General features: G+C 60.2%; 11 protein-coding genes. 6 read left to right on the top strand and 5 right to left on the bottom strand.

Annotated features, from left to right (window positions below; all coding sequences use genetic code 11):
* Positions 1 to 124 precede the first annotated feature (124 nt).
* The 3 genes from norR to ACMDB8_RS04020 all read left to right on the top strand — a co-directional run bounded on the left by norR (position 125) and on the right by ACMDB8_RS04020 (position 3319).
* Positions 125 to 1675 carry a nitric oxide reductase transcriptional regulator NorR gene (gene norR / locus ACMDB8_RS04030; RefSeq protein WP_056728471.1) on the top strand — a complete coding sequence of 517 codons (1551 nt, stop codon included), beginning with the start codon at positions 125 to 127 and terminating at the stop codon, positions 1673 to 1675.
* 255 nt (positions 1676 to 1930) lie between these two features.
* Complete coding sequence (locus ACMDB8_RS04025) at positions 1931 to 2833, top strand: chemotaxis protein CheV (protein WP_409078285.1); 903 nt, start codon at positions 1931 to 1933, stop codon at positions 2831 to 2833.
* Positions 2834 to 2860: 27 nt separating this feature from the next.
* A complete protein-coding gene (locus ACMDB8_RS04020; RefSeq protein ID WP_056728596.1) occupies positions 2861 to 3319 on the top strand; it encodes a GNAT family N-acetyltransferase in 459 nt (152 codons plus the stop codon).
* A 106-nt stretch (positions 3320 to 3425) separates the two neighbouring features.
* Here ACMDB8_RS04020 and ACMDB8_RS04015 read toward each other — a convergent pair whose 3' ends face one another.
* Positions 3426 to 3683, bottom strand: coding sequence for a hypothetical protein (locus ACMDB8_RS04015; protein WP_056728467.1), 258 nt, complete (start codon positions 3681 to 3683; stop codon positions 3426 to 3428).
* Between the two features lie 194 nt (positions 3684 to 3877).
* On the opposite strand from ACMDB8_RS04015, the gene ACMDB8_RS04010 reads away from it, so the two are divergent.
* On the top strand, positions 3878 to 4852 hold the full coding sequence (locus tag ACMDB8_RS04010; RefSeq protein ID WP_409078286.1) for a 2-hydroxyacid dehydrogenase: 975 nt from the start codon (positions 3878 to 3880) through the stop codon (positions 4850 to 4852).
* 194 nt (positions 4853 to 5046) lie between these two features.
* Positions 5047 to 5556, top strand: coding sequence for a DUF2165 family protein (locus ACMDB8_RS04005; protein WP_409078287.1), 510 nt, complete (start codon positions 5047 to 5049; stop codon positions 5554 to 5556).
* Between the two features lie 6 nt (positions 5557 to 5562).
* Here the strand turns inward: ACMDB8_RS04005 and ACMDB8_RS04000 are convergent, their stop codons facing one another.
* Positions 5563 to 6465 (bottom strand): DMT family transporter, encoded by a 903-nt coding sequence (locus ACMDB8_RS04000; RefSeq protein WP_056728462.1) that lies wholly within the window; start codon positions 6463 to 6465, stop codon positions 5563 to 5565.
* A gap of 137 nt (positions 6466 to 6602) precedes the next feature.
* Between ACMDB8_RS04000 and ACMDB8_RS03995 the strand changes: the two genes are divergently transcribed.
* A complete protein-coding gene (locus tag ACMDB8_RS03995; protein WP_056728461.1) occupies positions 6603 to 7478 on the top strand; it encodes an AraC family transcriptional regulator in 876 nt (291 codons plus the stop codon).
* A 131-nt stretch (positions 7479 to 7609) separates the two neighbouring features.
* Here ACMDB8_RS03995 and ACMDB8_RS03990 read toward each other — a convergent pair whose 3' ends face one another.
* The 3 genes from ACMDB8_RS03990 to ACMDB8_RS03980 all read right to left on the bottom strand — a co-directional run bounded on the left by ACMDB8_RS03990 (position 7610) and on the right by ACMDB8_RS03980 (position 11837).
* On the bottom strand, positions 7610 to 10039 hold the full coding sequence (locus ACMDB8_RS03990) for a TonB-dependent siderophore receptor (protein WP_056728459.1): 2430 nt from the start codon (positions 10037 to 10039) through the stop codon (positions 7610 to 7612).
* A 239-nt stretch (positions 10040 to 10278) separates the two neighbouring features.
* Complete coding sequence (locus ACMDB8_RS03985; protein WP_409078288.1) at positions 10279 to 11268, bottom strand: FecR family protein; 990 nt, start codon at positions 11266 to 11268, stop codon at positions 10279 to 10281.
* On the bottom strand, positions 11265 to 11837 hold the full coding sequence (locus tag ACMDB8_RS03980) for an RNA polymerase sigma factor (protein WP_223542476.1): 573 nt from the start codon (positions 11835 to 11837) through the stop codon (positions 11265 to 11267). Before ACMDB8_RS03980 ends, ACMDB8_RS03985 begins: the two co-directional genes overlap by 4 nt.
* Between the last annotated feature and the right edge of the window lie 30 nt (positions 11838 to 11867).

Below are 11867 nucleotides of genomic sequence, written 5' to 3'. Positions count from 1 at the left end.
GGATTACCCTATGCGTATCAGCTTTCGTGCCAACTATTTAATTCTTATAAATCAATACCTTAACAACTTAATAGTCATTTAGACACTGCCTGCTTTATAGTCATACCGACTACACGGAGTCACTATGACTGCAAAATCACTGCTCACCGCCCTGCTGCCCCTGGTCTCCGACCTGTCCCGCGAACTGCCCGAAGGTGAGCGTTATCGACGCTTGCTGGAAGCCATGCGCGCCCTGCTCCCGTGCGATGCCGCCGCCCTGCTGCGCCTTGATGGTGAATGGCTGGTGCCGCTGGCCGTCGACGGCTTGAGTACCGACACCCTCGGCCGGCGCTTCAAGGTCAGCGAGCATCCGCGCTTCGAAGCGCTGCTCAGCGGCCCCGGCCCGACCCGTTTCGCTGCCGACAGCAACTTGCCTGACCCCTATGACGGCCTGGTCGATGGCCTGGATGATCATCTGGAAGTCCACGACTGCATGGGTTGCCCGCTGTTCATCGACGAGCGCCCCTGGGGTCTGCTGACCCTCGATGCCCTCGACCCGGAGCGCTTCGAACCGATCGAACTGGATGCCCTGCAAGCCTTCGCCAGCCTTGCAGCGGCCACGGTCAACGCCGCCGAGCGCATCGAGCGGTTGAACAACCGGGTCGAAGATGAACATCAACGCGCCGAGGTCTACCGCCAGGCCAGCGGCCAGCAGAATCGCGAAATGATCGGCCAGAGCAAGGCCCACAAGCGTCTGGTCGAAGAAATCAGCCTGGTGGGCGGTAGCGACCTGACCGTGTTGATCACCGGTGAAACCGGGGTCGGCAAGGAGTTGGTGGCCCAGGCCATCCATGCGGCCTCGCCCCGCGCCGACAAACCGATTATCAGCCTCAACTGTGCCGCGTTGCCCGACACATTGGTGGAGAGCGAGTTGTTCGGCCATGTTCGCGGCGCCTTTACCGGGGCAATGAACGACCGCCGCGGCAAGTTCGAACTGGCCAATGGCGGCACGCTGTTCCTCGATGAAGTCGGTGAGTTGTCGCTGACCGTGCAGGCCAAGTTGTTGCGAGTGCTGCAGAGCGGCCAGTTGCAGCGACTGGGTTCGGACCAGGAGCATCAGGTCGACGTGCGCCTGATCGCGGCGACCAACCGTGACCTCGCCGAAGAAGTGCGCAGCGGCCGTTACCGCGCCGACTTCTACCATCGCCTCAGCGTTTATCCACTGCTGGTGCCGGCCCTGCGCGATCGCGGGCGCGATGTGCTGCTGCTCAGCGGTTACTTCCTGGAGCAGAACCGTTCGCGCATGGGCCTCAACAGCCTGCGCCTGACCAGCGACGCCCAGGCCGCGCTATTGGCCTACGACTGGCCCGGCAACGTGCGCGAGCTTGAACACTTGATCGGCCGCAGCGCCTTGAAGGCCCTGGGCAATTGCAAGGAACGGCCGAAAATTCTCAGCTTGAGCGCCGCCGACCTGGACTTGCCCAATGCCAGCGTTGAAGCCGCTGCCGAGCAACCCGTCGCTACCCTCACGCAAGCGGTGACCGGCGACTTGCGCGAAGCCACCGAGCATTATCAGCGTCAATTGATCGGTGCCTGCCTGGAGCGGCACAACAACAACTGGGCAAGCGCGGCCCGTGAGCTGGGCCTGGATCGGGCGAACCTGGGGCGGATGGCCAAAAGACTCGGCATGAAGTGAGCATCCTGTGGCGAGGGAGCTTGCTCCCGCTGGAGTGCGAAGCGCTCCCAGATCCGGCAGTGCACAGTTTCAGGCAAGACGATTTTGCGACTGCTGCGCAGCCGAGCGGGAGCAAGCTCCCTCGCCACAAAGGTCCACCATTTGGTCCGAGATAGGTATTGACCCTAAAGCCTGCCCCCGACAAGTCGATAACCCGGCATCGAAGTCATTGGCGATCCCTGGATTGCCCGTCACCTTTTTCCAGAGAAGGTTCCTATGTCCTCCACCAAAGCCCGCGCAGACTCACTTTCGCTTCTGCTGTTTACCCTGCGCAGCGGCAAGCTGATGGCAATCAACCTGCTCAAGGTCAGTGAAATCATTCCCTGCCCGCCGCTGACCAAACTTCCGGAGTCGCACCCCCACGTCAAAGGCATCGCCAGCCTGCGCGGCGCCTCGCTGTCGGTGATCGACCTCAGTCGTGCCATTGGCGAGCGTCCGCTGGAAGACCCGAATGGCGGCTGCCTGATCGTCACCGACGTCAGCCGCTCCAAGCAGGGCCTGCATGTGCAGGCCGTGAGCAAGATCGTCCACTGCCTGACCACCGACATCCGCCCTCCTCCCTTCGGCTCCGGTGGATTGCGCGCCTACATCACCGGCGTAACGTCAGTCGATGGCACTCTGGTGCAAGTGCTGGACATCGAAAAAGTCATCCACGGCATCGCCCCGGCACAAATCGAAATGGCGCCGACCGAGCTGAGCATGGAAGACGCCGAACTGCTCGGCAACGCGCGCATCCTGGTGGTTGACGACAGCCAGGTCGCCTTGCAGCAATCGGTGCACACCCTGCGTAACCTTGGCCTGCAATGCCATACCGCCCGCAGCGCCAAGGAAGCCATCGACTGCCTGCTGGACCTGCAAGGCACCGCGCAACAGATCAACCTGATCGTCTCGGACATCGAGATGTCGGAGATGGACGGCTACGCCTTCACCCGCTCCCTGCGGGAAACCCCGGATTTCGCGCATCTTTATGTACTGCTGCACACCTCGCTGGACAGTGCGATGAACGCCGAAAAAGCACGACTGGCAGGAGCGAACGCGGTGCTGACCAAATTCTCTTCGCCGGAATTGACCCAGTGCCTGATTACCGCGGCCAAGGCTGTCGCCGAACAGGGTTATTGAGTGTTGAACGAAGAATTCTGCTGGCTGATGCGGCGCGACCTCTCTTTAATCGTGCCGTCCCCCGCTTGGCCAGCCGGCCTGCAATTGAGCGAGTACCGCCCCGAACTGGGCGCCGCCGTGCACCGGTTGATGGAGTTCGGTTATCTCGACGGCGGTGGTCGCGTAGCCGCGCTGGAGATGTGGCAACGGCAGTTCGAAACCGATCCGGAATACGACCCGGCCCTGTGCTTCATTGCCCTGGATGCTGGGGAAGTAGTGGGTGTTTGCCAGTGCTGGACCAGTGCCTATATCAAGAACCTGGTGGTGCATCCGCGGTTTCAGGGCCGGGGGTTGGGGCGTGCACTGTTGTTGCAGGCGTTCAAGGTGTTCCAGCAGCGGCGTGAAGGCTTCGTGGATCTGAAGGTACGTGAAGACAACCTTCGGGCGCGGCGCTTGTATGAAAGCGTCGGGATGCGCGCGGTTCGCCGGGAACCGATACCGCTCTGACACGACGCCATCGCGAGCAGGCTCGCTCCCACAGGGGATTGCATTCCAAATGTGGGAGCGGGCTTGCTCGCGAAGACGGCAGATCAGGCACTGCAGAGATAACGACTCAGCGCTTACCCATCGACCGACGAGTCCCCGGTGGTGCCATGCCCGGCGTCTTGGTGTGGCCGTTCTTGGCGCCGTTCTTGTACCACGGCTGGTTGGAGCCCTTGGCAGCTGCCAGCTCACCCGGCTTGAACGGGAATCTGAAGGCCGGGATCTCGGCTTTGGTTTCGCTATCGGCGCTGGAGTCGACGCTGTCTGGCAGCTCGGCCTGCACGTCGCTCAGGGCGTCGGCGACTGGCGGTTGTTTCGGGGAAGTCATGAAAGCTCCGGGTGGTGCATGAAGTGTCGGGCCCGGTGAGTGAGCCGCATGCCACAGTATAAGAAGTACGGCAGTATAACTGGATGGAGCTCGGCAAGCTGCAAGCTTGCATTGACCGCCTGACGACTCGCACAAATCCCGTGAAGAATGTTAGCGTGCTCATCATTCTTCACCGCCCGACGAGCCCGCCCTCCATGAAAAAGACCGTCCTTGCATTCAGCCGCGTCACTCCACAAATGGTTGAACGCCTGCAACAAGACTTCGACGTCATCGTGCCTAATCCGAAAAACGGCGACATCAATGCCCAGTTCAACGAAGCCCTGCCCCATGCCCATGGCTTGATTGGTGTAGGCCGAAAACTCGGTCGTGCGCAGCTGGAGAACGCCACCAGCCTGGAAGTGGTGTCCAGCGTCTCGGTGGGCTACGACAACTATGACCTGGCCTACTTCAACGAACGCGGGATCATGCTGACCAACACGCCGGATGTGCTCACCGAAAGCACCGCCGACCTGGCGTTTGCCCTGTTGATGAGCAGCGCCCGTCGCGTCGCCGAACTTGACGCCTGGACCAAGGCCGGGCAATGGCAGGCCACTGTCGGCGCACAGCTGTTCGGTTGCGATGTGCACGGCAAGACCCTGGGTATCATCGGCATGGGCAATATCGGTGCGGCCATCGCCCGACGCGGTCGCCTGGGTTTCAACATGCCGGTCATCTATAGCGGCAACAGCCGCAAGACCGAACTGGAACAGGAACTCGGCGCACAGTACCGCAGCCTCGATCAATTGCTGGCCGAAGCCGATTTCGTCTGCCTGGTGGTGCCGCTCAGCGAGAAAACCAAGCATCTGATCAGCCACAGAGAACTGGCGCTGATGAAGCCGAGTGCCATTCTGGTGAACATTTCCCGCGGTCCGGTGGTAGATGAACCGGCGCTGATCGAAGCGCTGCAAAACAACCGCATTCGTGGTGCCGGGCTGGACGTATACGAAAAAGAACCGCTGGCCGAGTCGCCGCTGTTCCAGCTGAAAAACGCCGTGACCTTGCCGCACATCGGCTCGGCCACCCATGAGACCCGCGATGCCATGGCCAACCGTGCCCTGGCCAACTTGCGCAGTGCCTTGCTGGGTGAACGGCCGCAGGATCTGGTCAATCCGCAGGTGTGGAAAGTCTGATTAAACAATGGCACGTCATAATCGGCGTGCCACTTTATATACAATCCGGAATCATCTCCCTCAAACAATTTACCGTCCAGCCCATATAACAAGCGACATAACCTGCAAACCACTCTTCACCCCCACACCATCCAAACCCCTATAAACTCCGAAAGACAAAAACGCATCAATCGTACATTCGGAGAGTATCCTGCATGAGCTATTTCACCACTGCCTGCCTAGTAAGGCGGAGCAAATTAATAGTTGTCTTCATGGCGGCATTATTCGGTACAACAACCCTTATCAACAACATTACCGACTACACTGCATACGCCGAGTATATCGGGCGAATCATCAGCATGAGCGACACCGTCGGCAATGACTCCCGCCGTTACCGCGCTATCAGCTCAACCCTTTTTCACCACCGTTTTTACTGGGCACTGATAACACTAGAGACCATATTCACATGCAGCTTCATAGTTGGAGTTTATCAACTCTACCGCAAACTCGGCGCACCACACGGCGAGTTCAACGAAGCCAAAAAATTTTCCATAATAGGCTTTATTACAGCCATTTTTGCGTATCAGATTTTCTACATCATCATACTAAACGAATGGTTTGACTTAGAGTACTCCAAACAGGCCAACGCCTTTGAATGGGCACAAACCCACATTGAATACATGTTCTTCGGTATTATTTATCTGTTGGCGGTAAAGGATACCTGAATAGTTTCAGGCCAGCTTGCCCGCCACCGGAGCGGCACTTGCCTTGGACTTGCGAAACACCAGCACATTACCCAACATGACCATCACCAGCCCCGCCAGTGCCGGAGCGGTCCACTGGTAACCCTCGGCGAACGCCGAGACATTTAGCGCCACCACCGGGAACAGCACAGTGCAGTAGGCAGCACGTTCCGGCCCCATGCGCCCGACCAGCGTCAGGTAAGCGGTGAACCCTATCACCGATCCCGGAATCACCAGGTACAACAGTGACCCGATGTAACGCGTGCTCATCTCCATGTCGAAGGGAATGCCTTTGACCAGGCACCACACGGTTAGCATCGCCGCCCCGTAAGCCATGCCCCAGGCATTGGTGGTCAGCGGCTTGAGACCGGCCTTCTGTTGCAGGCTCGAAAGCATGTTGCCCGCCGAGAAACACAAGGTGCCGCAAAGGGCCAGACCGAGACCGAGCAAGGTTTCCGCACTGGCGGTATGCCCAGCCAGCTCCGGCCAGAACAGCAAGCCCAGCCCCAGCAGGCCCAACGCACCGCCCATCAGCACATTGCGGGCGATTTTCTGACCGAAGAACACCCGCGCGTTGAGGGCATTCCACAGGGTGGCGGTGGAAAACACCACGGCCACCAGACCGCTGGGGATCCACTGGCTCGCGGTGAGGAAGCACATGAAGTTGACGCAGAACAGGCACAAGCCTTGAGCCAGGCAGATCAGGTGCCCGCGACGGTTCATCACTTGCAGGCGTCGGCTGAGCAGCAGGATCACGAACAGCACCAGCGCGGCGAGGCCGAAGCGATAGACGATCGACACGGGAATGGCCACCACGCCCAGTTGCCATTTCAAGGCAATCCAGGTGGTCCCCCAGATCAACACGGTCAGCAGGTACAAAGAAAGGTTCATGACTAAGGCTCCTCGATATGAGCCCAGTCTCCGGCGCCACGCCTGGGCGCACTTGCATAAACTTGCGCTTTTGTCTGGCGACAGGCTGGCAGGCACGCGTCTACGGAGTAGGATGCAAGGCGTTGGAGAGAACCCATATGGCCGCACTGGACAACCTGCAAGTCTTTCAAGCCCTCAACCGTTCGCCGAATGCTCGCCTTGAGCATAGCGCCGAGCTCGGTGACGGCTTGTCCGCAGCCTTGTGGAGCAATCACCACGACGCCCAGGAATACGAAGCGCCCAGCCATCACACGTTGTCCTGTTACATCGCCGGCGGCACCGGCACCTTTCGCCGTGACCAGCCCGGTAACAAGGGTGGTCCGGACAAACTGTGCATCCTCCCGGCCGATCACCAGTCAGGCTGGGTGATCAACGGCGATATTCGCCTTGCGCACCTGTATTTCAGCCCCGAACAATTTGCCCTCGGCTGCATCACCTTGCTCGATCGCGAGCCACGGGAAATGCAGCTGCGCGAGCAGACTTTTCTTGATGATCCTCAGCAGGCGCTACGCTTTCGGCAGTTGATCACCTTGAACTGGGATGAGCCGGGCGAGCGCCTGCTCACCAGCAGCCTGGCTCACGAACTGCTCAGCCATGCCCTGCTCAACCAGGTCAGCGTACGCCAGGGTTTGCGCCTTAAAGGCGGCTTGGCCGCGCATCAGCGTCGGTATCTGGTGGAGTTCATCGACAGCCATCTGGACGAGGCCATCAGCCTCGGTCAATTGGCGGCGTTGTGCGCGTTGTCCGAGTACCACTTTGCGCGGATGTTCCGCGAAAGCTTCGGCTTGCCACCCCACCAGTACGTGCTGGCGCGGCGCCTTGACCGGGCGCGGGAGTTGCTGCGCACGACCTCGCAGCCACTGGGGGAGATTGCACTGGCTTGCGGCTTTTCCAGTGCCAGCCATTTCACCAATCGCTTTCGCCAGTCACTTGGCGGGACGCCCGGTGAGTATCGGCAGGCGTTTTTGCGCTAGATCCGGGATCTTCGGCTCCTTTCAGGCCGCCATCGCGAGCAGGCTCGCTCCCACCTTTGGACTGCTTTTCCCTGTGGGAGCGAGCCGGCTCCGGGCGGCGTTCCGACGAAGAACGATGACGCCGCCTGTCGTCAGAACTCCAAGGTGCTCGACAACGTCACCTGCCGCGAATCCCCCATCGAAACAAAGAACCGGCTCGCCGCCGAGGTGTAGTAGGTGCGGTCGAACAGGTTCTTCACGTTGAGCTGGAACTTGACCTTCTGCCCTTCGACTTTGGTGTCGTAAGTGGCGAACGCATCGGCCACGGTGTAGCTCGGCAGGTCGAAATCGTTCACCGCATTGCCCGCGCGCTCACCCACATAACGCGCCCCGGCGCCAACCCGAAGCTGATCGCCGCCAATGACGCTGCCGAAGTCATAAACAGCCGACAACGAGCCGCTGTTCTTCGCCACGTTCTGTAACTGATTGCCTTTGTAAACCGGGTCTTCGGTAACCTCGGCATCGGTGTAGGCGTAGCTGCCGATCATGCTCCAACGATCCGTCAGTTGACCGCTCAGATCCACTTCCAGGCCACGGGAACGCACTTCACCAGCGGCACTGTAAATCGTGGTCGGACCTTCGGCATTGGCCACCAGCACATTGCGTTTCTTGATGTCGAACAGCGCGATGTTGCCGGTGACGCGGCCCGGCAGATCAAGCTTGGCACCCAGCTCCCAGGACTTGGCTTCTTCCGGCGCCATACCACCGTCCAGCACGGTACTGCTGCCGCTCAATGGCGCAATGGTGGAGTTGGGTTTGAACGATTCGGTGTAGCTGCCGTAGAACGACAAGGCATCGGTGTACTTGTACACGAGGCCCGCGCGCGGTACCCATTTCTGCCCGTTGCTGTCGGTGTTGGCGTGGAACGGCACGCCTTTGCCGGCGTATTGGTCGTACGCCTGGAAACGCGCACCGGCCACCAGAATCCACTTATCGGTGAGGTGGATGGAGTCTTGCAGGAACACCGAATCGCTGCGCAATTCATCGGTCTGCGCGCTGTCGGCCGCACTGACAGTGGTGCCTGCCACTTCCCGACCATAGACCGGGTTGACGTAACTGAATGTGGTCAGGCTTTTCTGGCGGATCAGGTCTTCGCGGTAGATCTTGCGATACTCGTCATCGACGCCGAACAGCAGGTCGTGCTGCATGCCAAGCACGTTCACGTTGCCTTCGAGGCTCGCAGTGGTGAACCGGTCGGTGCTGATCGCATTCTGGGTGCCATCCATGCTGCGGGTCAGAGTGCCTTTTTTAGTGTCGATGGCGGTCACGCGCACCTGGCTCGCATCGTAAGTTTCGCGGTTCCAGCTGTAGCCGAAATGGGCTTTCCAGTTGTCGTTGAGTTCGTGATCGGCCTGGAAGTGATAGAGATCCGAACGCCCTTCCATGTTGTTGAACGGTTCGTCGAGACGCTCGTTGCGCGAGATGTCCAGCGGATGGTTGGTCCGTGGATCGATCAGCGTGCCGCGGTCGAACGGTGTGAGGAATTCGCGGTGCTCATAGGAGAACAGCAGCGTGGTGCTTTCGCCATACCAGGCCAGGGAAGGCGCGATCAGGCTCTCGCGATGCACACCGAAGTTGCGCCAGTAATCTTCATCTTCGTAGTCCAGAACCATCCGGTAGGCCAGTCCGGAATCGCCGAGGGCTCCGGTGCTGTCGAGACCGCCGCCGCTGCCGCTCTTGCCGTCGCCATAACTCGAACCGCGCGCGGTCAGTGCGTTGTACTGCTCAAGCTCGGGCTGCTTGCTGACCATATTGACCACGCCGCCCGGATCCTGGATGCCATAGAGCAACGAGGCCGGCCCCTTGAGCACTTCGACCCGGTCCACGCTGGCGTTGAGGCCACGGCCCTGCACGATCGGCATGCCGTCGCGCATGATCGAGCCGTTACGGTTGTCGCCGAAGCCGCGGACCATCACCGAGTCCTGGGTGCTGCCCAAGGTGTTGGCCTGGGTGATGCCGCTGACATTGGCCAGGGCGTCATCGAGATTACGCGGCGCCTGGTCGCGGATGACCTGGGCCGGGACGACATTGATGGTCTGCGGGATTTCCTGAACCGGGGCCGAGGAGCGCATCACCGAAGAGGTCGGCGGCGGCTGATAGCTCATGGAGTCATCCATCACCGAGGTGATGGTGGTCGCCCCCAGGTTCAACGCACCTTCAGTCGGCCGTGGTTCCAGTGCGATGGTGTGGCCGTCGGTGCGACGAAAGGTCAAACCCGAACCGGTGAGCAGACGTTGCAAAGCCTGTTCGGCGCTCATCTGGCCATTGATGGCCGGCGCATTGAGACCGTACGGCGCTTCATCGGTGTAGACGACGCTGATGCCGGTCACTCGGCTGAAATCACTCAGGGCCTGGGGCAACGGTTTGGCGGCCAGTGCGAAATTGAATTGCCCACGGGACTGACTGCTGCCAGCCTCTGCGGCCAGCGCCACGCTCGGCGCCAACAACGCCATTGCCAAAAAGCTCAACGCCGACACACCCAACCATTGATTGATCGACCCCGATTTTGCCCTGGACTTCATGACTCATGACCTGTGTAGAACCGCAGCGGATGCGAATGACTCGCAGTTTCAGTCACTACACGAATGGCAATCGGGTTTACCTCAGCAAAAAAATGAAAATATTTTTACATTGAGTTATTGGGTGCCTGTTCGGCCGTCATCGCGAGCAAGCTCGCTCCCACAGGGTTATGTGTTGCCCCAATACTGTGACCGACTCAATACCTGTGGGAGCGAGCTTGCTCGCGATGGGGCCAATCGATTCAACGCAAAATAATCAGATGCCCCATAACCTGATGCTGCTCAAACCCCAACACTCCCTGCAACGAACTCAACACCGCCTGCGGGTTCCTGCTCGGAAAGCTGCCACTGACCCGGCGCATCGCCAGTTCATCGTTGAGTATCAAGATCCGCCCGGGGTAATAGCGCGCCAAATCCCGCACCACATCGGCCAGCGTCGCCTTGTAGTAATTGAGCCAGCCCTGGCGCCAGGCCAACTGCGCTTCGCTGTCTACCGCGTGGAGCGTTTGCGCCGCGCCTTCGCCATAGGCCACTTGCTGGCCGGCGGTAAGAATTTGCTGTTCGGCGTTTTGGTCCGCCGTCACGCCCACTCGGCCGGACAGCACCGTGACCTGTGCACCGTGGGGCTGCAAACGGACTTCGAACTGCGTCCCCAAGACCCGCGCCTGGCCTTGTTCCGCATCGACAACAAAGGGTTCCCCCGTATGCGTCACGCTGAAAAAACCGGTGCCACGACGCAGTTGCACATGTCGCTCCCCGCGACTGAAATCCACGGCGATGGCGCTGTCGGCATCCAGTGTCACCTGTGACTGATCGGCCAGGGTGACGGTGCGGATTTCTCCCGGTGCCGAGACGTAATTCGCCCCCAGGTCATCGATCCAGCGCATCGGCTGCCAGCCTGTGCCGAGACTGATCATCAACAGCAGACATGCGGCCATCGCCAACACACCGGACCAGCGCCCAACCGTGCTGCGCCGCGGCTTGTCCATGGCGTTGAGATACCCCTGCAAGGCAAAAGCGTCTTCATTGGCAAGTGTGCGCGCCGGCCCTTCGCTCAACTCCCACAGGACCTGCGCCCGGGCATAGGCCTCGGCATGGGCGGGGTCGGCCTGCAACCATTGGCTGAACTTCACTTGGTCACCCCTGCCGGGTTGGTCATGTAACAGGCTCAGCCAGCCCTGCGCGGCCTGCTCCTGCGCAGGTGTCGGAACGACGCGTTCGAAGTGGTTCACGGTGCTTTCCCTGGCGTACGCGGATCGGGCTCCCGAAGGCTGGCCTTGCAGGCTTCGAGGGCGCGCATCATATGTTTTTCCACGGCACTTTGGGACAAGCCCATGGCCTTGGCGATCTCGGCGTATTTGCGGCCGTGAATGCGATTGAGCAAGAAGATCTGCCGCGTGCGCTCCGGCAAGGCGCGCAACGCGGCTTCGACGTTGCGCAAATCGTTGCCCGCCTCCAGTGCCGCTTGCGGTCCGCTGCCATCGCCGTCCGTTGGTTCCACCATCAAGCCTTCGCTGGCCCGGCCCCGCGTGCCTTCACTGCGCAAATGGTCGATGGCGATGTTGCCGGCACAGCGCAACAGGTAGGTGCTGAGTTCCTCGACTTGCACCAGCGGCCGCCGCCAGAAACGCAGGAACAAATCCTGTACCAGGTCAGCCGCCGTCGCCCGGCAACCGACACGCCGACTCACCAGTGCTTCCATTTGCGAACGCTGGGAGAGAAACACCTGGAGAAAATGCGCACGGTCGCCACGCTGTTGATCGTGCTCGATATCGTGGGGGTCGGGGGGCAGAGTGATCATCGTTCATGTTTCGACCTGAAAACCGGTGAG

The sequence above is a fragment of the Pseudomonas monachiensis genome, assembly GCF_047345015.1.
Classification (GTDB): domain Bacteria; phylum Pseudomonadota; class Gammaproteobacteria; order Pseudomonadales; family Pseudomonadaceae; genus Aquipseudomonas; species Aquipseudomonas monachiensis.
Note: the sequence above shows the minus strand (reverse complement) of the source record. Positions and strands in the feature narration are given on the sequence as shown.

Excerpts from the sequence above, each read along its gene's own strand:
- ACMDB8_RS04005 (WP_409078287.1), top strand. The coding sequence starts at position 5,047 with ATGAGCTATTTCACCACTGCCTGCCTAGTAAGGCGGAGCAAATTAATA.
- ACMDB8_RS03990 (WP_056728459.1), bottom strand. The coding sequence starts at position 10,039 with ATGAAGTCCAGGGCAAAATCGGGGTCGATCAATCAATGGTTGGGTGTG.
- ACMDB8_RS03980 (WP_223542476.1), bottom strand. The coding sequence starts at position 11,837 with ATGATCACTCTGCCCCCCGACCCCCACGATATCGAGCACGATCAACAG.
- ACMDB8_RS04010 (WP_409078286.1), top strand. The coding sequence starts at position 3,878 with ATGAAAAAGACCGTCCTTGCATTCAGCCGCGTCACTCCACAAATGGTT.
- ACMDB8_RS04015 (WP_056728467.1), bottom strand. The coding sequence starts at position 3,683 with ATGACTTCCCCGAAACAACCGCCAGTCGCCGACGCCCTGAGCGACGTG.
- ACMDB8_RS04025 (WP_409078285.1), top strand. The coding sequence starts at position 1,931 with ATGTCCTCCACCAAAGCCCGCGCAGACTCACTTTCGCTTCTGCTGTTT.
- norR (WP_056728471.1), top strand. The coding sequence starts at position 125 with ATGACTGCAAAATCACTGCTCACCGCCCTGCTGCCCCTGGTCTCCGAC.
- ACMDB8_RS03995 (WP_056728461.1), top strand. The coding sequence starts at position 6,603 with ATGGCCGCACTGGACAACCTGCAAGTCTTTCAAGCCCTCAACCGTTCG.
- ACMDB8_RS04020 (WP_056728596.1), top strand. The coding sequence starts at position 2,861 with ATGCGGCGCGACCTCTCTTTAATCGTGCCGTCCCCCGCTTGGCCAGCC.
- ACMDB8_RS04000 (WP_056728462.1), bottom strand. The coding sequence starts at position 6,465 with ATGAACCTTTCTTTGTACCTGCTGACCGTGTTGATCTGGGGGACCACC.